Origin of the sequence: Pseudomonas sp. B19125, assembly GCF_044218855.1 — a bacterium.
GTDB lineage: Bacteria > Pseudomonadota > Gammaproteobacteria > Pseudomonadales > Pseudomonadaceae > Aquipseudomonas > Aquipseudomonas edaphica.
In genome coordinates this window covers 3,035,396-3,056,004 of the sequence record NZ_CP162589.1, presented here as the reverse complement: position 1 = coordinate 3,056,004, position 20,609 = coordinate 3,035,396, and the positions used below count along the sequence as shown (strand labels likewise).

The window sequence follows — 20,609 nt, the reverse complement described above, 5'->3', positions numbered from 1 at the left end:
CTGCCGATGGCTCGAAGATTGCGCTCGGCGATTGATGTCGGAGATTGACGTCGATCATTAATTTGCGAGGTTCCACACTGCGCAAATGGCTACACTGCGCAAATGGCTACACTGCGCAGGTGGCGTGGGCCGGATGCCCGCGCAGATAAACGAAAACAGTGTGGTAGCAGGAGAGTGGCGTGCTTAGAAGAATGGGGATAAAAGGCCGCGTACTGTTGCTGACCTTATTACCGACCAGCCTGATGGCCCTGTTGTTGGGGGGCTATTTCACCTGGATGCAGCTGTCGGAGTTGCAGACCCAATTGCTGCAACGCGGCGAAATGATCGCCGAGCAATTGGCGCCGCTGGTGGCCCCGGCGTTGAGCAGCAAGAACACCGACCTGCTTGAACGCATCGCCACTCAGTCGCTGGAGCAACCGGACGTGCGCGCGGTGTCGTTCCTGGCACCGGACCGCTCGTCCCTGGCCCACGCCGGCCCGACCATGCTCAACCTTGCGCCGGTCGGCAACAGTTCGCACCTGCTGCAGCGCAGTGGCAATGACGCCACGCGCTACCTGCTGCCGGTGTTCGGTCGCCATCGCAACCTCGCGGGCGAATTGATCCCCGATGAAGCCGATCGCCTGCTGGGTTGGGTCGAAGTGGAGCTGTCGCACAATGGCATGTTGCTGCGCGGTTATCGCAGCCTGTTTGCCAGCCTGCTGCTGATCGCCATCGGCCTGATCTGCACGGCCGCCCTGGCGTTGCGCATCAGCCGCACGATCAACTCGCCCATCGGCCAGATCAAGCAAGCTGTGGCCCAACTCAAGGACGGCAACCTCGAAACCCGCCTGCCACCGTTGGGCAGCCAGGAGTTGGACCAATTGGCCTCGGGCATCAACCGCATGGCCGAAACCCTGCAAAATGCCCAGGAAGAACTGCAACACAGTATCGATCAGGCCACCGAAGATGTGCGTCAGAACCTGGAAACCATCGAGATCCAGAACATCGAGCTGGACCTGGCGCGCAAGGAGGCCCTGGAGGCCAGCCGGATCAAGTCGGAGTTCCTCGCCAACATGAGCCATGAAATCCGCACGCCGCTCAACGGCATCCTGGGTTTCACTCATCTGCTGCAAAAAAGCGAGCTGTCGCCGCGTCAGCTGGATTACCTGGGCACCATCGAAAAATCCGCCGACAACCTGCTGGGTATCATCAACGAGATCCTCGACTTCTCGAAAATCGAAGCCGGCAAGCTGGTGCTCGACAGTGTGCCCTTCAACCTGCGCGACTTGCTGCAAGACACCCTCACCATCCTTGCCCCCGCCGCCCATGCCAAACAGCTTGAGCTGGTCAGCCTGGTGTACCGCGACACGCCGCTGGCGCTGGTGGGCGACCCGTTGCGCCTCAAGCAGATCCTCACCAACCTGATCAGCAACGCGATCAAGTTCACCCGCGAAGGCACTATCGTTGCCCGCGCGATGGTCGAAGACGAACAGGAAGACAGCGTGCAACTGCGCATCAGTGTGCAAGACACCGGCATCGGCCTGTCGAACCAGGACGTGCGTGCGTTGTTCCAGGCCTTCAGCCAGGCCGACAACTCGCTGTCGCGCCAACCCGGCGGCACCGGCCTGGGCCTGGTGATTTCCAAGCGGCTGATCGAGCAAATGGGCGGTGAGATCGGCGTCGACAGCACACCGGGCGAAGGCTCGGAGTTCTGGATCAGCCTGAGCCTGCCCAAAACCCGCGACGACGCCGAAGACCTGCCCTCCCCGCCGCTGCTCGGCCGTCGTGTGGCCGTGCTGGAAAACCACGAGCTCGCGCGCCAGGCGTTGCAGCACCAACTGGAAGATTGCGGCCTGCAAGTCACACCGTTCAATACCCTGGAAAGCCTGACCAACGGCATCACCAGCGCACACCAGACTGAACAGGCAATCGACCTGGCAGTGCTCGGTGTCACCGCCAATGACATTCCGCCCGAACGCCTCAACCAGCATCTATGGGACCTGGAACACCTGGGCTGCAAGGTGCTGGTGCTGTGCCCGACCACCGAACAGATGTTGTTCAACCAGTCAGTGCCCAACCCCAACAGCCAGTTGCAGGCCAAACCTGCGTGTACGCGCAAACTGCGCCGTGCACTGGCCGATTTGATCAGCCCGCGCCCATTGCGCAGCGAACCCGGCGAACCGCTCTCCAGCCGAGCGCCGCGCGTACTCTGCGTGGACGACAACCCGGCCAACCTGTTGCTGGTGCAAACGTTGCTCGAAGACATGGGCGCCAAGGTGCACGCGGTCGAAAGCGGTTATGCGGCCATTGACGCGGTGAAGCAGGAAACCTTCGACCTGGTGCTGATGGACGTACAAATGCCCGGCATGGACGGGCGCCAAAGCACCGAGGCGATCCGCCAATGGGAAAGCGAACGCCACGGTACGCCGCTGCCGGTGGTCGCCCTCACCGCCCACGCCATGGCCAACGAAAAACGCGCGCTGCTGCAAAGCGGTATGGACGATTACCTGACCAAACCCATCAGCGAGCGGCAGTTGGCCCAAGTAGTGTTGAAGTGGACCGGCCTGGCCCTGCGCAATCAAGGGCCGGAGCGCGCGACTGACGGCTTGGCACCCGGCGTGCAACTGCTGGTACTGGATCATGAGGAAGGCCTGCGCCTGGCGGCCAACAAGGCCGACCTGGCCGCCGACATGCTCGCCATGCTGCTGGCCTCGCTGGAAGCCGATCGCCTGGCGATCACCGCCGCCCGTGAAGCCAAAGACAACAATGCGCTGATCGAACGCGTGCATCGCCTGCATGGCGCCACCCGCTACTGCGGCGTGCCTCAATTGCGCGCCGCCTGCCAGCGCGCGGAAACCTTGCTCAAGCAAGACGACGCCAAGGCCATCGCCGCGCTGGATGAACTGGACATGGCGATTGCGCGGTTGGCCAGTGAGGCACGGGTCAGCGCCTGAGGCTTCTCCAGGCCTGTGTTGAGCTGGCTTGTGTGGGAGCTGGCTTGTGTGGGAGCTGGCTTGTGTGGGAGCTGGCTTGTGTGGGAGCTGGCTTGCCTGCGATGGCATCAACTGGGTGTACCTGATGTACCGAGTTGCCTGCATCGCAGGCAAGCCAGCTCCCACAAAAAGCCCGGTGCCCACATCGGCCTACCTAAAACTCAGTGACTGCAGGGAGCATTTTTAATGCGCGTCATTCTTTTCAGCAGCCAGACCTACGACCGCGACAGCTTTCTCGGCGAGCCGCTGCCGGCAGGTGTAGAGCTGCAATTCCAACCGGCCCGCCTGAACCTCGACACCGTGGCCCTGGCCGAACACCACGAAGTGGTCTGCGCCTTTATCAACGATGACCTCAGCGCACCGGTGCTGGAACACCTGGCCGCCGGCGGCACGCGCCTGATTGCCCTGCGCTCGGCCGGTTACAACCATGTCGACCTGGCCGCCGCCCAGCGCCTGGGCCTGAGTATCGTGCGCGTACCGGCCTACTCGCCCCACGCGGTGGCAGAGCATGCGGTTGCGCTGATCCTGGCCCTCAACCGCCGCTTGCACCGCGCCTATAACCGCACCCGCGATGGCGATTTCAGCCTGCACGGGCTCACCGGGTTCGATTTGGTCGGCAAAACCGTCGGCGTGGTCGGCACCGGGCAGATCGGCGCCACCTTTGCCAAGATCATGGCCGGGTTCGGCTGCCAGTTACTCGCCTACGACCCATTCCCCAATCCGCAGGTCCAGGCCCTTGGCGCCCGCTATGTAAACCTGCCAGAGCTATTGGCCCAGGCACAGATCATCAGCCTGCACTGCCCACTGACCGCCGACAGCAAACACCTGATCAACGCACGTTCCCTGGCACAGATGCAGCCTGGCGCCATGCTGATCAACACCGGACGCGGTGGCCTGGTGGACACGCCAGCCTTGATCGAGGCCCTCAAGAACGGCCAACTCGGCTACCTGGGCCTGGATGTGTATGAGGAAGAGGCCCAGTTGTTTTTCGAGGATCGCTCCGACCTGCCGCTGCAGGACGACGTACTCGCACGCCTGCTGACCTTTCCCAACGTGATCATCACTGCCCACCAGGCATTCCTGACCCGTGAAGCCCTGGCGGCAATCGCAGCCACCACGCTGGCCAACATTGCCGCGTGGGCCGATGGCCAGCCGCAGAACCTTGTGCAAGGTTGATCAGCGGTCATATACCAGGCTCATGATAGGCCGGCACCCGTGATAGGATGCCGCGCCTATTTGGAGGATCCATGGCCGAACACGATTTCCGCTTCAGCTTGCTGAGCCCGCAACACACCCTGATCGAATGCCGCGCCCTGGTGCCGGGCCGTTACCAGGTCACCGGCAACGGTGGTTCGATCAAGCATGGCGACGTCTTGATCGTCACCCTGCGCGGCAGTAAAACCCTGTCGATGCGCCTGACCGTCGAAGGTGACGCGCGCTATTCCATTCGCCCGGCGGGCCAGTGGGTCGCCATGGCCCAGGGGCCGAAATTCGGCGAGCTGGAAATTCACACCTGGAAGGTCAACTGCGACAGCTGCGACAGCCTGCTGGAGTTTGAATTCGCCGTGGAAACCAAGCTGGCCAAAGAGCCGCTGCAACCGGCCGCCAATGCGCGCATCAAGGAACTGGGCTGGGCCAGCGAAGGCGACAAGCACCGCTGCCCGAAATGCCAGCAGGCTGCGCAATGAAAGGCGTGCTGCTCGCCGCCCTCGGTGTGGCCCTGACGGGCTGTGCCGGTGACGCGGTAAAGCTGCAGCAAGACCACAGCTACGTGGTGGAGTGGATTGGCGAACGGCCGTTGATGGATTACGCGCACCTGACCGTCACCCTCGGCGCCGATGGCCGCGCCTACGGCAATGGCGGCTGCAACCACTGGTTTGCGCCGTACACCGTCGAAGGCCGGACGCTCAGTTTCGGCAAGATCGGCAGCACCCGCAAACTCTGCGCCGAAGCCTTGATGGAGCAGGAGCACCGCTTCTTCCAGGCCCTGCAAGGTGTGCAGCGCTGGGATATCTCACCGATCGAGCAAACCCGGTTCTGGCCGGCTGAAGGCAAGCCGATTCGACTGTGGCTGGAAGAAGGCTGATCGACTTCCTTGTGATCTGGCTTTCTGTGGGAGCTGGCTTGCCTGCGATAGCATCACCGCGGTGTACCTGATACACCGCGCCAACCGCATCGCAGGCAAGCCAGCTCCCACAGATTTAACCACGCAGGGCTTTGAGCTTGGCCAACACGCCTTCTGCCGTCTGCTCACCCATCAGCTGTTCACGCACCTTGCCTTTGTCATCAATGATGTAAGTCACCGGCAGCGCCTCGCTGCGTGGAATATCGAAAATCTCTTCCGGGTTCTGCGCCAGCACCGTGAACTTGATCCCCAGCTTCTCGCTGGCGGCCTTGAGTTCTTCACCCTGCACGTTGTCGAAATTGACCCCGAACACGCCCACGTTCTGGCCTTTCAACTGTTCGGCCAAGGTATTCAGTTCCGGAATTTCCGTGCGGCACGGGCCACACCATTCGGCCCAGTAATTGACCACCACCCATTGTTTGTCCAGGCGTTCGGCCGCCACTTTCTTGCCATATTGGTCAACGCCGTAATCGTTACCGCAGCCGCTGAGCAGCAGGGTTGTGATGATCGCCAATGCACCGATCAGTCGCCTAGTCATGGGGAAATCCTTCGCAAAAAATGAACGTTGGCTGCGACCTATCGCCTCTTACGGTTTAAGGACGGGTCGCCGCGCAGGTAGAATACCCGCCACCTTACGCAAGATGCGACCCGCACATGACCGATCTGACGCTTTATCACAACCCGCGCTGCTCGAAATCGCGCGGTGCGCTTGAACTGCTGGAAGCCCGCGGCCTGACCCCGACCGTTGTGCGCTACCTCGAAACGCCGCTGGACGCCGCGCAACTCAAGGCCTTGCTCAGCAAACTGGGGTTCAGCGCACGCCAACTGCTGCGCACCGGCGAAGACGAATACAAAACCCTCAACCTGGCCGACGCCAGCCTCAGCGAGGCGCAGTTGATTGCCGCGATTGCCGAGCACCCGAAGCTGATGGAACGCCCGATCCTGGCAACCGCCGAAAAAGCCATCATCGGCCGCCCACCGGAAAACGTGCTGGAGTTGCTGCCGTGACCGCGCCCTATGTGCTGGTGCTGTATTACAGTCGCAATGGCTCGGTCAGCGAAATGGCTCGGCAGATTGCCCGGGGCATCGAGCAAGGCGGCCTCGAAGCCCGCCTGCGCACCGTACCGGCGATTTCCACCGAGTGCGAAGCCGTGGCGCCGAGCATCCCGGACGAAGGCGCGTTGTATGCAAGCCTGGATGACCTGAAGAATTGCTCGGGCCTGGCCCTGGGCAGCCCGACGCGCTTTGGCAACATGGCCGCGCCGCTCAAGTACTTCCTCGATGGCACCAGCAACCTGTGGCTCACCGGCGCACTCGTCGGCAAGCCAGCCGGCGTGTTCACCTCCACCGCCAGCCTGCACGGCGGCCAGGAAACCACACTGATGTCGATGCTGCTGCCGCTGCTGCACCACGGCATGCTGATCACCGGCCTGCCCTACAGCGAACAAGCCTTGCTCGACACCCAGGGCGGCGGCACGCCATATGGCGCCAGCCACCATTCCGGGCCGGACGGCAAACGCATGCTCGATCAGCACGAAATCACCCTGTGCCGGGCACTCGGCCTGCGCCTGGCCACTACCGCCACGCTGCTGGAGAACGGCCGTGGCCAGAAAACCTAAGGTCCTGCCACCCCAGGCGTGGCTGGAACCACGGGTCAAGGTGGCACGCGTACTGAGCCTGGTGGCTTTTTTAGGGCTGGTGGGCTTGCTGTGCGTGTATTACCTGTTCATCGCCGACCTGCACGGTGCGCGCCCATGGGTGATCCTGCTGATCGAGCTGGTGCCGCTGCTGGTGCTGGCGCCGGGCATGCTGCTGGGCAGCGCGCGCGGGCATTCGTGGATGTGTTTTGTGGTGAACCTGTATTTCATCAAGGGCGCACTGGCGGCATATGACCCGAACCGGCAGTGGTTCGGGGTGCTGGAGATGCTGGCGAGTCTGGCGGTGTTTTGTTCCGCGCTGTTGTATGTGCGGTGGCGGCATCAGTTGAATCGGCGGTTGGCGGCAGATTTGCAGCCTGCCTGAAGACCGCTATCGCAGCGATGCGGCGACCCGACAAGCCAGCTCCCACACTTGGAATGCATTCCCCTGTGGGAGCTGGCTTGCCTGCGATCGGATCAACTCAGTCTCAATGATTCACCGTGTAAGCCAGCATCATCGACAGCTGGCACATCGGCCGCCCACTCTCGGCGTGCCATTGGTTAAACGCACCCTGCACCGTCGCCAAATCCCGCAGGCTGGTCGGCGCCTTGTCGACGATCTTCTGTGCATTCAAGGCCGCGACCACGTCATCACTCGGCACAAACGTGTCCTTGCCGACCATGCGCAAAAAGCGCGGCGCCGACAGCCCGCCCAACTGGTGGCCGTGCTTGCTCAGGTACTTCCACAAGCTGACGATATCAGTCACCGGCCAGTCGGCGATAAACGCGCCAAAGCTGCCTTTTTCCTGCTCAATGTCCAGCATCATCTGCGCATTGCGCGGCACACTCTTGAGCTTGCCCAGGTGGCGGATGATGCGCGTGTCCTGCATCAAGCGTTCCAGGTGCTCGGCGCCCATCAGCACGACTTTTTCCGGGTCAAAACCGAAGAATACCTGCTCGAACGCCGGCCATTTTGCATCCACCACGCTGTGCTTCAAGCCCGCGCGAAATACCCGCAGCGCCAGGGTCGACAGGTAGCGATCATCACTGATCTTGCGCAATTGCGCCGGGGTCTTGGGTACAGGCAGGTGGGCTTCCAGCTCGGCCGCTGAACCAAAGCGGTTCAGACAATATTCGTGCAGCCACTTGTAATCGCGCATGCCCTCTCCTGGCAGTTGAATTGAAAACGGCGCCCGTGAGCGCCGTCTTTCAGAGCATTGAAACGTCTTAGAGGTTCACCACATTGACGAAGCGCGAAGCGGCGGTCTCGTCAATTTTAAGGCTGCTGAAATCGAACAGGTTGCGGTCGGCCAGTTGCGACGGCTGCACATTCTGCAAGCTGCGGAAGATGCTTTCGGTGCGGCCTGGGGTTTTGCGCTCCCAGTCCACCAGCATCTCCTTGACCACCTGGCGCTGCAGGTTTTCCTGAGAGCCGCACAGGTTGCACGGGATGATCGGGAATTGCTTGAAGTCGGAGTAGGCCTGGATGTCTTTCTCGTTGCAATACGCCAGCGGGCGGATCACCACGTTGCGCCCGTCATCGGCACGCAGCTTGGGCGGCATGGCCTTGAGCGAGCCGTTGAAGAACATATTGAGGAAGAAGGTCTCAACGATGTCATCACGGTGATGCCCCAGGGCCATCTTGGTCGCGCCGATCTCATCGGCAAAGGTGTAGAGCGTGCCACGGCGCAGGCGTGAGCACAGCGAGCAGGTAGTTTTGCCCTCTGGGATCAGCTCCTTGACCACCGAGTAGGTGTCTTTTTCGACAATGTGGTACTCGACGCCCAGGTCTTTCAAGTAGGCCGGCAGCACGTGTTCGGGGAAGCCCGGTTGTTTCTGGTCCATGTTGACGGCGACGATCTCGAACTGGATCGGCGCGACCTTTTGCAGGTGCAGCAGCACGTCGAGCAGGGTGTAGCTGTCTTTGCCGCCGGAGAGGCAGACCATGACCTTGTCGCCGTCCTCGATCATGTTGAAATCGGCGACCGCTTCCCCGGCCAGGCGACGCAGGCGTTTTTGCAGTTTGTTCTGGTTGACCGTAAGAGTGCCCATGGCGCTTGGATCCGCTAGAGGTGTGTGACGAAAAGCGCAGCATTTTACGCAAAAATACTTCAATGGGCGACGCCGATCCAATGTGGGAGCTGACTTGCCTGCGATGGCGGTGTGTCAGCAACTAATACATCACTGATCCACCGCTATCGCAGCGATGCGGCGACCCGACAAGCCAGCTCCCACAGTAGCCCCAGTGGTCACTGACAGACCTCACCGCGATTAGCGCCCATGTTTACAGCGCAATTTGCTCTAAAGCCCTACAGTTTTTCCGGTCATCACTTCCTATACTGCGACGTAAGGTCGCACAACTATCCAGGACCTTATGTGGCCATTTGGCCCGTGGGCGCTCCGATGGGGGGCGATGGTAATAACGACAGGAGTGACTGGCATGATCCATCACGTCGTGGGGCTGTTTACCCATCCCGACCAGGAATGGCGGGAAATTCGTGGCGATAAGGAAGAAAGTATCGGCCACATGTACCTCACTCACACTTTGATTCTCGCGGCGATCCCCGCCGTATCGGCCTTTATCGGCACCACCCGGGTCGGCTGGGTGATCGGCAGCCGCGCCCCGGTCATGTTGACCCAGGAAAGTGCGTTGTGGATGACCCTCATGTCCTACGCGGCGATGCTCGGCGGCGTGGCGGTGATGGGCGCATTCATCCATTGGATGGCCCGCACCTACGACGCCAGCCCCAGCATGGCGCGCTGCGTAGCGTTTGCCACCTACACCGCGACCCCGCTGTTTATCGGCGGGCTGGCGGCGCTCTATCCGCATATGTGGCTGGGCATGGTCGTGGGCACGGCGGCTATCTGCTACACGGTGTACTTGCTGTATGTGGGGCTGCCGACGTTTATGAACATCGACCCGGACGAGGGCTTTCTGTTTTCCAGCTCGGTTTTGGCCGTGGGCCTGGTGGTACTGGTGGCAATCATGGCGTTTACCGTGATCGTCTGGGGGCTGGGCGTAGGCCCGATCTACACCAACTAAGCTGATCAACCGCAGGCAAAGCCACCGCAAGGTGGCTTTGTGCGTCATGCATGACCATTCGGCGCCTGACAGATTCGGAAACACCTGCTTTTGCGGCATACTGGACGTCTCTGGAGATATGGTCAGCATGCCCGAGCAACTCAATACCCGCGTCGAAGATTGTTTCCTACAAGCCGAATCATTTTTTAAACGAAGCTTCAAACGCCCCCAGGTTAGCCTCAAGCTGCGGGGCCAGAAGGCCGGTGTCGCGCATTTGCACGAGAACCTGCTGCGCTTCAACCCACAGTTGTACCGCGAAAACAGCCAGCACTTCCTCAAACAGACCGTGGCCCATGAGGTGGCGCATCTGATCGCCCACCAATTGTTTGGCGAGCGCATCCAGCCCCATGGCGAGGAATGGCAATTGATCATGCGCGGGGTATACGAACTGCCGCCGGATCGTTGCCACACTTATGCGATCAAGCGCCGCCAAGTGACCCGGTATATCTATCGCTGCCCGTGTGCCGACAGCGATTTCCCGTTTTCAGCCCAGCGGCATGGGCTGGTGAATCAGGGGCGGCGGTATTTGTGCAGGCGGTGTCGGCACACCTTGGTATTCACCGGGGAAACTCGGGTGGAGTAAGGGCCTCATCGCAGGCAAGCCAGCTCCCACTTTTGATTCGTGAACACAGTCAAATGTGGGAGCTGGCTTGCCTGCGATGAGCATAGGTATCTACACAACTTTTAAAGGCATCCAATTTCTCCTGTGGCGAGCAGGCTTGCCACAACAGCCCACTTGCGACAGACTTCTAATCGGTTGTGTAGATACCTATGCTGCGATGAGGCCCGATCAGTCACCCAACAACCTTGGCCCGCCGCAACTCGGCTATCCGCTGAGTACTGAACCCCAACTCAGCCAACACCTCATCACTGTGCGCCCCCACGGCAGCGCCAATATGCCGAGGCTGCGGCAACCCCTCGGAAAACTTCAGCGGGCAAGCCAGTTGCGCCTGGGTCGAGCCATCACCCCGTGGCACCTGGCTGACCAGCTCGCGCGCCTTCAACTGTGGGTGCTCCAGCGCTTCACTCAGGCTCAGCACCGGTTCGACACACGCATCCACCCCGGCGAACAACTCACACAGCTCGTCAAAGCTGCGCTTCTCAAACTCGACCTGTAACGCCAGCTTCAGGGCTTTTTGCTGCTCGGGTTTCAAGCTTTGCATGGCCAGCTCCGGCCTTCCCAACGTTTCGCACAATTGCCGCATAAACGCCGGTTCCAGGCTACCCACCGACATCCAGCGCCCATCACGCGTGCGATAGTAATCGTAGAAGCTGCCGCCGTTGAGCACATGGCTCTCCCAATCCGGTTCGACCCCACAGGCCAGGTAGCCCGCACCGGCCATGGCATTCAGGCTGAACGAGCAGTCGGTCATGCTCACATCCAGGTATTGGCCGACGCCACTGTGCTGGCGGGCAATCACGGCGGCGAGCAACCCCACCACCGCGTGCAACGAACCACCGCCGACATCCGCCAATTGCACGCCCAGCGGCAACGGCCCGCTGTCCTGGCGGCCGGTGTAACTGGCCACGCCGGCCAACGCGAGGTAGTTGATATCGTGCCCGGCGCGGTCTTTATAAGGCCCGGTTTGACCGTAGCCGGTGATCGACACATAAATCAGCCGGGGGTTGAGCGCCTTCAGCGCCTCATAACCCAGGCCCAGACGCTCCATTACCCCAGGCCGGAATTGCTCAAGGACAATGTCGTAGTCCTTGACCAACTCACGCACGATCTGTAGCGCCTCGGCCTGCTTGAGGTCCAGTGCCAGGCTGCGCTTGTTGCGGTTGAGGTAGGCGTGGCTCGCCGAGGTCCCCTGATCGTGGGGCGGCAGCACGCGCAGCAGGTCCATGCGCGTGGGCGATTCGATACGCAGCACCTCGGCGCCCATGTCCGCCAGCATCAGGGACGCGAACGGGCCAGGCAGCAAGGTGGAAAAATCCAGCACTTTGAGGGACGCCAAGGGACCTGACATGGGGACTCCTTTTTCTTCTTCGAATGGCCACAGCGTAGGCCGGGTCCGGCCCGACCGGCAATCGTCAGAACAATCACCGAGAGTGACCGTTTTGATCACGGCGGGCTTTTTCGCGGCGGCGGCTTTATCATTGGCTCAGGTTTGCTTGCAGAGTGTTCCATGAAGTTTGCGATTGCAGTATTTTCCGCCGCCCATGCGCCCTCCTCGCGCCGCGCCTTGCTGTTCGCCCAGGCAGCGCTTGCCGGTGGGCATGAGATTGTGCGGCTGTTTTTTTATCAGGACGGCGTGTACAGCGCTGCCAATAACATCGTTGCGCCCCAGGATGAGCAGGACATTGCCCGCCAGTGGCGTGAGTTTGTCAGCCAGCATCAGCTCGACGGCGTGGTGTGCATCGCCGCCGCCTTGCGCCGTGGCGTACTCAATACTGAGGAAGCCACGCGTTATCAACGCAGCGCGGTGAACCTCGACGCGCCGTGGGCGTTGTCGGGCCTGGGGCAATTGCATGACGCCATCCAGGCTGCCGACCGCCTGATCTGTTTTGGAGGGCCGTGAGATGGCCAAGTCTTTATTGGTGATCAGCCGCCAGGCACCGTGGTCCGGGCCAAGTGCGCGCGAGGCGCTGGATATCGTATTGGCCGGTGGCGCTTTTGACCTGCCGATCGGCCTGCTGTTTATGGACGATGGCGTGTTCCAGCTGGCAACCCATCAGGATGCCAAGGCCGTGCAGCAAAAAGACCTCAGCGCCAACCTGCAGGCGTTGGGCCTGTTCGGCATTGATGAGGTGTTTGCTTGCAGCCACAGCCTTGCCGAACGCAGCCTCGCAACACCTGCCAGCGCGCAGGCGCTGGACAGCGCCGCGATCGCCGAATTGATTGACCGTTATGACCAGGTGATGACCCTCTGATGTCGACTTTGCACGTGGTATCTCACTCCCCGTTTACCGATAGCCGCCTGGCCAGTTGCCTGCGCGTGTGCGGCGCCGAGGACGCTATCCTGCTGTGTGGCGATGGCGCCTACGGCCTGCACAACGCAGCCCTGCAAACCCGTGGCGTGAAGGTCTTTGTCCTGGCCGAAGACATGCAGGCACGCAACCTGCCCCTGCCGGACTGGGCCGACAGCGTCGACTACCCAGGTTTCGTGCAGCTGTCGATCGACTACGACAAGGTCAACACCTGGTTATGAACACCCTGACCGTAGGCGAACGCACGCTGGAACTGGACAAGGACGGCTACCTCGTCAACCTGGATGACTGGTCCATCGACGTGGCCAATGCCCTGGCCGCCGCTGAATCCCTGGAATTGACCGCCGAACATTGGGAAATCCTCGAACTGCTGCGCGGGTTTTACGCAGAATTCCAGCTGTCCCCGGCCACACGCCCGCTGATCAAGTACACCGCTTTAAAGCTCGGCACGGACCAGGGCAACAGCCTGCACCTCAACAAACTCTTCAATGGCACCCCCGCCAAACTTGCCGCCAAGCTGGCGGGCCTGCCCAGGCCGACGAATTGCTTATGACCGACTTTGCCCCGCTGACCCTTGAAACCCCCGCCGAACACCCGTTTGCGCAGTTCGTGCGCATCCTGGGCAAAGGCAAGCGCGGCGCGCGCAACCTCACCCGTGAGGAAGCCCGCGAAGCCATGGGCATGTTGCTCGACGAAAAAGTCGAAGACACCCAGCTCGGCGCCTTCCTGATGCTGCTGCGTCACAAGGAAGAGAGCCCGGAAGAACTCGCCGGTTTCACCGAAGCCGTGCGCGAGCGCCTGAATGCGCCAGCGCTGAATGTGGATGTCGATTGGCCGACCTACGCCGGTAAAAAACGCCACCTGCCATGGTATCTGTTGGCGGCCAAGTGCCTGGCGCAAAATGGTGTGCGCATTCTGATGCACGGCGGTGGTGCCCATACGGCGGGCCGCTTGTACACCGAGCAATTGTTGCAAGGCCTGCAAATCCCGCTGTGTCGCAATTGGCAACAGGTCGAGACGGCGTTCGAGCAAGGCAACCTGGCGTTTATCCCGCTGGGTGACTGGGCGCCACAACTGCAACGCATGATCGATTTGCGTAACACCTTGGGCCTGCGCTCACCGATTCATTCCCTGGCGCGCCTGCTCAACCCGCTGAATGCGCGTTGCGGCCTGCAAAGCATTTTCCACCCCGGTTACCAGGGCGTACACCGCGATGCCAGCGGCCTGCTGGGCGATAATGTGATTGTGGTGAAGGGAGATGGCGGCGAAGTCGAGATCAACCCGGACACCCTCAGCCATTTGTATGGCACCACCGGTGGCCAGAGCTGGGACGAAGAGTGGCCCGCCCTCTCCGCCCAGCGGCACGTCAAACCGGCCAGCCTGGAACCCGAGCATTTAAAAGCCTTGTGGCGCGGTGATGTCGAGGACAGTTACCCGCAACTCGCGCTGATCGCAACCATGGCCCTGGCCCTGCGCGGCCTCGGCCACGCTCGGGAACAGGCGTTCGAATTGGCCCAGCAATACTGGGATGCGCGGGACAAATCGATTTAATCGATGATTCCCGCCCGGTCTTTGCGCTTTTAGTTCGAACTCATCCCTTTAGACTGGGCTCCAACGCTTATTAGCCAAGGAGCCAGTCATGGGTTTGCTGATCGAAGGACACTGGAAAGACCAGTGGTACGAAAGTAGCGCAGACGGCGCGTTCCAGCGCGAGCAGGCGCAACGGCGCAATTGGGTGACCGCCGATGGCGAGCCCGGCCCCAGCGGCGACGGCGGTTTCAAAGCCGAGGCCGATCGCTATCACCTGTATGTTTCCCTGGCCTGCCCGTGGGCCCATCGCACGCTGATCCTGCGCAAACTCAAGGGTTTGGAAAGCTTGATCGACATATCTGTGGTCAGTTGGCTGATGCTGGAAAATGGCTGGACCTTCGACAAGGCTCACGGCTCGACGGGCGATAAGCTCGACGGCTTCGACTTCATGCACCAGCGCTACACCGCAGACACCGCCGATTACACCGGGCGTGTCACCGTACCAGTGCTGTGGGACAAGAAGCTCAAGCGCATCGTCAGCAATGAATCGGCGGAGATCATCCGCATGTTCAACAGCGCGTTTAACGGGCTGACCGGCAATACTCTGGATTTCTACCCCGAAGCCCTGCGCTCGACAATCGATACGCTGAACGAGCGCATCTACCCCGCAGTGAACAATGGCGTGTACCGGGCAGGGTTTGCCACCTCGCAGCAGGCGTATGAAAGTGCATTTGATGATGTGTTTGCCGAATTGGATCGCCTGGAACAGCACTTGGCTGAGCAGCGCTACCTGGCCGGTAAATACCTGACCGAAGCCGATGTGCGGCTGTTCACCACGCTGATTCGCTTTGATGCGGTGTATTACAGCCACTTCAAATGCAACCTGCGGCGGATTGCCGATTATCCGAACTTGTCGAACTGGCTAAGGGAGTTGTATCAGTGGCCGGGCGTGGCCGAGACGGTGGATTTTGCGCATATCAAGGGGCATTACTATGCGAGCCATCGGACGATCAACCCGACCGGGATTGTGCCGAAGGGGCCGTTGCTGAGGTTTGATGCCGAGCATGATCGGGCGCGGTTGAGCGGTAAAGGTGTCTGGAACTGAAAACACCTTGTGGCGAGGGAGCTTGCTCCCGTTGGGCTGCGCAGCGGCCCCAATAAAAACACCGCGTTCTGCCAGGCAAAACGCGGTGTTTGGTTTTAGGGCCGCTTCGCAGCCCAACGGGAGCAAGCTCCCTCGCCACATTAAGATCACTCACCACAGCGGCGATGTCAGACCTGGGATTGCGCGCCTTCAAACCACTTGAGTTTCTCGCGCAACACCACCACCTCACCGACAATCACCAGTGTCGGCGCATGCACTTCATGCTCCGCCACTATGCGCGGCAAATCCGCCAATGTGCCAGTAAAGACACGCTGGTTGGACGTGGTGCCCTGCTGGATCAACGCCGCCGGGGTATCCGCCGCGCGCCCGTGCTTGATCAGTTGCTCACAGATGATCGGCAAGCCGATCAGGCCCATGTAGAACACCAACGTTTGCGACGGCCCCACCAGGTCATGCCAGGGCAGGTCCGAGGTCCCGTTCTTTAAATGCCCGGTGATAAAGCGCACCGACTGCGCATAGTCACGGTGCGTCAGCGGAATCCCCGCATACGCCGCGCAACCGCTGGCTGCCGTGATCCCCGGCACCACCTGGAACGGGATGCCATGGGCCGCCAGTTCTTCGATCTCTTCGCCGCCACGGCCGAAGATGAACGGATCGCCACCTTTGAGTCGCAGCACACGCTTGCCCTGCTTGGCCAGGTCCACCAGTTGCTGGTTGATCTGGTCCTGCGGCACGGCATGGTCGGCGCGACGCTTGCCGACGTAGATACGCTCGGCGTCACGTCGGCACAGCTCAAGAATCGCCGGCGCTACCAGGCGGTCATACAGCACCACGTCGGCTTGCTGCATCAGGCGCAAGGCGCGGAAGGTCAGCAGGTCCGGATCACCTGGGCCTGCACCGACCAAATAGACTTCGCCCGGCGCGTACGGCGGCGCGCCGTTGACCTTTTCGATCAACAGACGCTCAGCTTCGTCGCCCTGCCCGGCCAATTGACGGTCGGCGATCGGGCCTTGGAAAACCTCCTCCCAAAAGGCCCGACGCTGCTGCACATCCGGGTACAAACCTTTGACCTGGGCGCGAAAACGCGCCGCCAAACCGGCCAACTGGCCATAAGTCGACGGAATCCAGGTTTCTAGCTTGGCGCGGATCAAGCGCGCCAGCACCGGCGCATCGCCGCCGCTGGACACCGCAATCACCAAGGGTGAACGGTCGACAATCGCCGGGAAGATCACGCTGCACAGGGCTGGCGCGTCCACCACATTGACCGGTACGCACCGGCGCTTGGCATCGCTGGACACTTGCGCGTTCAGCGGCTCGTCGTCCGTGGCCGCGATAATCAGAACGCAGCCGTCAAGGTCGGCCTCCTGATAACCGCGCAGAATCAGGTCCCCGCCACTGCCCAGCACCAGTTCTCGCAACTGGTCTTCGATCTGGGGAGCAACCACCCGCAGCAACGCACCGGCGTCGGCCAGCAGCCGGGATTTGCGCAAGGCAATCTCCCCGCCACCGACGACCAACACACGACTGCCGCGCAGGTTATGAAACAGCGGCAGAAATTCCATTTAGCCGATGACCTCAACGCCGCCCATGTACGGCTTGAGCACTTCCGGCACGCGGATGGAACCGTCGGCCTGCTGGTAGTTTTCCAGCACGGCCACCAGGGTACGGCCTACGGCCAGGCCCGAACCGTTGAGGGTGTGTACCAGTTCCGGCTTGCCGGTTTCCGGGTTGCGGAAACGCGCCTGCATGCGACGGGCCTGGAAATCACCGCAGTTGGAGCACGACGAAATTTCGCGGTACTTGTCCTGGCTCGGCACCCACACTTCGAGGTCGTAGGTTTTTACAGCGCTGAAACCCATGTCGCCGGTGCACAGCGCCAGTACGCGGTAAGGCAGCTCCAGCAGTTGCAGGACGCGCTCGGCGTTGGCGGTCAGGCCTTCCAGGGCTTCCATGGAGGTCGACGGTTCAACAACCTGCACCATTTCAACTTTGTCGAACTGGTGCTGGCGGATCATGCCGCGCGTGTCACGCCCCGAAGCGCCGGCTTCGCTACGGAAACACGGGCTGTGGGCCACGAACTTGATCGGCAGCTGCTTGGCGTCGAGGATTTCGCCGGCGACGATGTTGGTCAGCGACACTTCGGCGGTCGGGATCAGGTACAGGTCGGCTTCGCCGTCGCGGCTGATCTTGAACAGATCCTCCTCGAACTTAGGCAATTGGCTGGTGCCCATCAGCGCCGGCGCCTGCACCAGATACGGCGTGTAGGCTTCTTCGTAGCCGTGTTCAGCGGTGTGCAGGTTGATCATGAACTGCGCCAGGGCACGGTGCATGCGCGCGATCGGGCCGCGCAGCAGAGCAAAGCGTGCGCCGGACATTTTGGCGGCCGTTTCGAAATCCAGGCCGCCGGTCAGTTCGCCCAACGCAACGTGATCCTTGATCTCGAAATCAAAGGCTTTTGGCGTGCCCCAACGGCGCACTTCGACGTTGCCGTCTTCGTCTTCACCAATGGGCACGGATTCGTGCGGAATATTCGGGATGCCCAGCAGGATCGAATCCAGCTCGGTCTGAATGCCTTCCAGCTCGACTTTGCCGTCGGACAGCTCGGTGCCCATGCGCTCGACGTCCGCCATCAACGGCGCGATGTCTTCGCCACGCTGCTTGGCCTGACCGATGGATTTGGAACGCGCATTACGCTCAGCCTGCAGTGCTTCGGTGCGGGTCTGGACGGTCTTGCGCTGTTCTTCCAGCGCTTCGATGCGCGCAACATCCAAGGCAAAGCCACGGGATGCCAGGCGGTCCGCTACGTCCTGAAGGTTGCTACGTAACAGTTTGGAATCGAGCATGTCGGTCTCTCGTTTATCAAAGTTTGGTCAAGGACAGGCCAGCCCAGGTGGCGAGCAGCCCGCCGAACACGCTGATGCCCAGGTAACCGAAAGCTACCAAAGCTTGCCCGCTTTCCAGCAGGCGCACCGTATCCAGTGAAAAGGATGAAAAGGTCGTAAGACCGCCTACAAAACCGACAATCAAGCCGGCGCGAACCTCAATCGGCACTTCGGGGCGCAACAGGAACCAGCCGTACAACAGGCCGATAATCAGGCAACCCACCAGGTTGACCGCCAGAGTGGCCGCATAAAAATGCTTCGGCCAATTGGCGCTGACCCAAGTGCCAGTGGCGAAACGCAATAATGTACCAGCGATGCCCGCGGCGGACACGGCAAGAATGGTCTTGAGCACTACTTTCTCCGCTGTTTTGGGCTGAGACGGTCGAGTTGGGCCAGGTGATTGAGCTTTTCACCGATTTTCAGCTCCAGGCCACGCGGCACCGGCTGATAAAGCGGCAAGGGCTCAAGCTCATCGGGGAAGTAGTCTTCGCCGGCCGCGTAGGCGTCCGGCTCATCGTGGGCATAGCGGTATTCGTCGCCATAACCCAACTGTTTCATAAGCTTGGTCGGCGCATTGCGCAGGTGCATCGGCACCTCAAGAGAGCCGTATTCGGCAGCGGCGCGCAGGGCGGATTTGAAGCCCATGTACACCGCGTTGCTTTTTGGCGCGCAGGCCAGGTAGGTGATGGCCTGGGCCACGGCCAACTCGCCTTCCGGGCTACCCAGGCGCTCCTGCACATCCCAGGCGGCCAGGCACAGGCTCAAGGCGCGCGGGTCGGCGTTGCCGATGTCTTCGCTGGCCATGCGTACCACGCGGCGCGCCAGGTACAGCGGGTCGCAGCCGCCGTCGATCATGCGTGCAAACCAGTACAACGCGCCGTCGGGGTTGGAGCCGCGCACAGACTTGTGCAGTGCCGAGATCTGATCGTAAAAGGCTTCGCCGCCCTTGTCGAAACGGCGGCGCGTGTCGCCGAGCAGGCTTTGCAACAGGTCGACGCCAATCTCGTGGCCGTCTTCGGCCAAATCCGAGGCATTCTCCAGCAGGTTCAGAAAGCGGCGACCATCGCCATCGGCGGCGGCCAGCAGAATTTTGAAGCCTTCTTCGCTGACACTCAGCTGGCGCTTGCCCAAGCCCTTGTCTTCGCTCAGGGCACGATGCAGCAGCTTTTGCATCGCCGCTTCGTCCAGGCTCTTGAGCACATAGACACGCGCTCGCGAGAGCAAGGCATTGTTGAGTTCAAACGAAGGGTTTTCGGTGGTAGCGCCAATAAAGATTAACGTACCGTCTTCGACATACGGCAAAAACGCGTCTTGCTGCGACTTGTTGAAACGATGCACTTCGTCGACAAACAGGATGGTGCGCTTGCCGTATTGCCCAGCCTGTTGCTTGGCAACTTCTACCGCCTGGCGAATCTCTTTGACCCCGGCCAGTACCGCCGAAACCGTTTCGAAATGTGCATCCGAGACTTTCGCCAGCAGCCGCGCCAGGGTGGTTTTACCCACGCCCGGCGGCCCCCAGAAAATCATCGAGTGCAGCGCACCCTGCTCCAGGGCTTCACGCAAAGGCTTGCCGCGAGCGAGCAGGTGTTCCTGCCCGACGTACTCATCCAGGTTGGTCGAGCGCAAACGCGCCGCCAGAGGCTGAGCAATCGGGTCACTTCGAAACAAATCCATGGGCAGCGTTTGAAACCTCTAGACAGGTTATTCCTGGATCACGTCGGCACCCTTGGGGATGACGAACTTGAACTTGGATGCGTCCACTGGCTGGTTAGCCTTGACGCCGGAGAACAGGATATCGGTCCGCTGGCCCACGCTGTCGATCAGGCGCATGTTGTTGATCACGCCATTGCCGAACGACAGGTTCAGGCTGTCAAACAGCGTGTCCTTGGATTTAGGCTTGAGGGTGAACTCGATCACGTTGCTGGTTTGCTTGGAGGTGATATCGAAGCTGTCGTTGATCTTTGATACATCGCCCGACAGCAGCAGCGCCGGCGTCTGGTTCAAACGAGGGTCGAGCTTCTTGATGGTCGCCTGCTCCAGGTCCGGGTCCCACAGGGTGACCTTCTGGCCATCGGAAACAATCGTCTGCTCGGCCTTGCCTTCGGTGTGCCAGTAGAACAGACCAGGACGCTGTACGGCCATTTCGCCTTCGGTTTGCTGCAACTGGGTGCCGCCGGCATCCAGGGTCAACTGGGAGAAGCGTGCGGTCAGGGTCTTGGACTTGTCCAGCAGGTTAGTCAGGCTGGCCACCGAGGCCGGATCAGCGTGGGCCGAAACAGCAGTCAGGGCCAGTGCCGGCAACAACAGCATGCGGATAAAGCGCATGGGAATCCTCATTGAGTCGT

Annotated in this window: 24 protein-coding genes; 15 read left to right on the top strand and 9 right to left on the bottom strand. The window is 61.0% G+C overall.

Annotated elements, in window-relative coordinates; genetic code table 11:
• Window positions 1–179: 179 nt before the first annotated feature.
• The 4 genes from AB4P96_RS13990 (at window position 180) to AB4P96_RS13975 (ending at window position 5,058) form a co-directional block, all read left to right on the top strand.
• Window positions 180–2,933 carry a response regulator gene (locus tag AB4P96_RS13990; protein ID WP_017136570.1) on the top strand — a complete coding sequence of 918 codons (2,754 nt, stop codon included), beginning with the start codon at window positions 180–182 and terminating at the stop codon, window positions 2,931–2,933.
• Between the two features lie 225 nt (window positions 2,934–3,158).
• Window positions 3,159–4,148, top strand: a complete 990-nt coding sequence (locus AB4P96_RS13985) for a 2-hydroxyacid dehydrogenase (RefSeq protein ID WP_017136571.1) — start codon at window positions 3,159–3,161, stop codon at window positions 4,146–4,148.
• A 71-nt stretch (window positions 4,149–4,219) separates the two neighbouring features.
• The gene (locus tag AB4P96_RS13980; protein ID WP_017136572.1) at window positions 4,220–4,660 is read left to right on the top strand and encodes a hypothetical protein; all 441 of its coding nucleotides are present in this window, start codon (window positions 4,220–4,222) and stop codon (window positions 4,658–4,660) included.
• A complete protein-coding gene (locus tag AB4P96_RS13975; RefSeq protein ID WP_017136573.1) occupies window positions 4,657–5,058 on the top strand; it encodes an META domain-containing protein in 402 nt (133 codons plus the stop codon). The genes AB4P96_RS13980 and AB4P96_RS13975 overlap by 4 nt, the downstream gene beginning before the upstream one ends.
• A 115-nt stretch (window positions 5,059–5,173) precedes the next feature.
• On the opposite strand, the gene AB4P96_RS13970 is transcribed toward AB4P96_RS13975, so the two are convergent.
• Window positions 5,174–5,635 (bottom strand): TlpA disulfide reductase family protein, encoded by a 462-nt coding sequence (locus AB4P96_RS13970; protein ID WP_017136574.1) that lies wholly within the window; start codon window positions 5,633–5,635, stop codon window positions 5,174–5,176.
• Between the two features lie 116 nt (window positions 5,636–5,751).
• Between AB4P96_RS13970 and arsC the strand changes: the two genes are divergently transcribed.
• Genes arsC through AB4P96_RS13955 form a run of 3 tightly spaced genes read left to right on the top strand, consistent with a single transcriptional unit; the run spans window position 5,752 to window position 7,119 of the window.
• Entirely contained in the window at window positions 5,752–6,105 is a 354-nt protein-coding gene (gene arsC / locus AB4P96_RS13965; RefSeq protein ID WP_099548015.1) for an arsenate reductase (glutaredoxin), read from the top strand.
• Entirely contained in the window at window positions 6,102–6,716 is a 615-nt protein-coding gene (gene wrbA, locus AB4P96_RS13960) for an NAD(P)H:quinone oxidoreductase (protein WP_138450910.1), read from the top strand. Before arsC ends, wrbA begins: the two co-directional genes overlap by 4 nt.
• Window positions 6,700–7,119 carry a DUF2069 domain-containing protein gene (locus tag AB4P96_RS13955; protein ID WP_138450912.1) on the top strand — a complete coding sequence of 140 codons (420 nt, stop codon included), beginning with the start codon at window positions 6,700–6,702 and terminating at the stop codon, window positions 7,117–7,119. Before wrbA ends, AB4P96_RS13955 begins: the two co-directional genes overlap by 17 nt.
• Before the next feature lie 103 nt (window positions 7,120–7,222).
• Here AB4P96_RS13955 and AB4P96_RS13950 read toward each other — a convergent pair whose 3' ends face one another.
• Together AB4P96_RS13950 and ttcA are read right to left on the bottom strand one after the other, a co-directional pair.
• A complete protein-coding gene (locus tag AB4P96_RS13950; protein WP_099548017.1) occupies window positions 7,223–7,894 on the bottom strand; it encodes a DNA-3-methyladenine glycosylase I in 672 nt (223 codons plus the stop codon).
• Window positions 7,895–7,961: 67 nt separating this feature from the next.
• Complete coding sequence (gene ttcA / locus AB4P96_RS13945; protein ID WP_395600884.1) at window positions 7,962–8,786, bottom strand: tRNA 2-thiocytidine(32) synthetase TtcA; 825 nt, start codon at window positions 8,784–8,786, stop codon at window positions 7,962–7,964.
• 388 nt (window positions 8,787–9,174) lie between these two features.
• Between ttcA and AB4P96_RS13940 the strand changes: the two genes are divergently transcribed.
• Together AB4P96_RS13940 and AB4P96_RS13935 are read left to right on the top strand one after the other, a co-directional pair.
• Entirely contained in the window at window positions 9,175–9,777 is a 603-nt protein-coding gene (locus tag AB4P96_RS13940; protein WP_099548019.1) for a Yip1 family protein, read from the top strand.
• Between the two features lie 127 nt (window positions 9,778–9,904).
• Entirely contained in the window at window positions 9,905–10,399 is a 495-nt protein-coding gene (locus AB4P96_RS13935; RefSeq protein ID WP_138450916.1) for a SprT family zinc-dependent metalloprotease, read from the top strand.
• A 211-nt stretch (window positions 10,400–10,610) separates the two neighbouring features.
• On the opposite strand, the gene AB4P96_RS13930 is transcribed toward AB4P96_RS13935, so the two are convergent.
• On the bottom strand, window positions 10,611–11,786 hold the full coding sequence (locus AB4P96_RS13930) for a CaiB/BaiF CoA transferase family protein (RefSeq protein WP_395600883.1): 1,176 nt from the start codon (window positions 11,784–11,786) through the stop codon (window positions 10,611–10,613).
• Between the two features lie 159 nt (window positions 11,787–11,945).
• On the opposite strand from AB4P96_RS13930, the gene tusD reads away from it, so the two are divergent.
• The 6 genes from tusD (at window position 11,946) to AB4P96_RS13900 (ending at window position 15,382) form a co-directional block, all read left to right on the top strand.
• Window positions 11,946–12,338, top strand: a complete 393-nt coding sequence (gene tusD, locus AB4P96_RS13925; RefSeq protein WP_058419924.1) for a sulfurtransferase complex subunit TusD — start codon at window positions 11,946–11,948, stop codon at window positions 12,336–12,338.
• 1 nt (window position 12,339) lies between these two features.
• Window positions 12,340–12,690 carry a sulfurtransferase complex subunit TusC gene (tusC, locus tag AB4P96_RS13920; RefSeq protein ID WP_099548021.1) on the top strand — a complete coding sequence of 117 codons (351 nt, stop codon included), beginning with the start codon at window positions 12,340–12,342 and terminating at the stop codon, window positions 12,688–12,690.
• The gene (gene tusB, locus AB4P96_RS13915) at window positions 12,690–12,968 is read left to right on the top strand and encodes a sulfurtransferase complex subunit TusB (protein WP_065931003.1); all 279 of its coding nucleotides are present in this window, start codon (window positions 12,690–12,692) and stop codon (window positions 12,966–12,968) included. Before tusC ends, tusB begins: the two co-directional genes overlap by 1 nt.
• Window positions 12,965–13,300, top strand: a complete 336-nt coding sequence (locus AB4P96_RS13910; RefSeq protein ID WP_177034998.1) for a TusE/DsrC/DsvC family sulfur relay protein — start codon at window positions 12,965–12,967, stop codon at window positions 13,298–13,300. The genes tusB and AB4P96_RS13910 overlap by 4 nt, the downstream gene beginning before the upstream one ends.
• On the top strand, window positions 13,297–14,298 hold the full coding sequence (locus tag AB4P96_RS13905; protein ID WP_099548023.1) for a glycosyl transferase family protein: 1,002 nt from the start codon (window positions 13,297–13,299) through the stop codon (window positions 14,296–14,298). Before AB4P96_RS13910 ends, AB4P96_RS13905 begins: the two co-directional genes overlap by 4 nt.
• Window positions 14,299–14,386: 88 nt before the next feature.
• Window positions 14,387–15,382 carry a glutathione S-transferase family protein gene (locus tag AB4P96_RS13900; protein ID WP_395600882.1) on the top strand — a complete coding sequence of 332 codons (996 nt, stop codon included), beginning with the start codon at window positions 14,387–14,389 and terminating at the stop codon, window positions 15,380–15,382.
• A gap of 167 nt (window positions 15,383–15,549) precedes the next feature.
• Here the strand turns inward: AB4P96_RS13900 and cysG are convergent, their stop codons facing one another.
• Genes cysG through lolA form a run of 5 tightly spaced genes read right to left on the bottom strand, consistent with a single transcriptional unit; the run spans window position 15,550 to window position 20,589 of the window.
• On the bottom strand, window positions 15,550–16,944 hold the full coding sequence (cysG, locus tag AB4P96_RS13895; RefSeq protein ID WP_395600881.1) for a siroheme synthase CysG: 1,395 nt from the start codon (window positions 16,942–16,944) through the stop codon (window positions 15,550–15,552).
• On the bottom strand, window positions 16,945–18,225 hold the full coding sequence (gene serS, locus AB4P96_RS13890) for a serine--tRNA ligase (protein ID WP_017137498.1): 1,281 nt from the start codon (window positions 18,223–18,225) through the stop codon (window positions 16,945–16,947).
• Between the two features lie 16 nt (window positions 18,226–18,241).
• On the bottom strand, window positions 18,242–18,616 hold the full coding sequence (gene crcB, locus AB4P96_RS13885) for a fluoride efflux transporter CrcB (RefSeq protein ID WP_017137499.1): 375 nt from the start codon (window positions 18,614–18,616) through the stop codon (window positions 18,242–18,244).
• On the bottom strand, window positions 18,616–19,938 hold the full coding sequence (locus AB4P96_RS13880) for a replication-associated recombination protein A (protein WP_017137500.1): 1,323 nt from the start codon (window positions 19,936–19,938) through the stop codon (window positions 18,616–18,618). The genes crcB and AB4P96_RS13880 overlap by 1 nt, the downstream gene beginning before the upstream one ends.
• Before the next feature lie 27 nt (window positions 19,939–19,965).
• Window positions 19,966–20,589 (bottom strand): outer membrane lipoprotein chaperone LolA, encoded by a 624-nt coding sequence (lolA, locus tag AB4P96_RS13875; RefSeq protein WP_017137501.1) that lies wholly within the window; start codon window positions 20,587–20,589, stop codon window positions 19,966–19,968.
• Window positions 20,590–20,609: the final 20 nt, after the last annotated feature.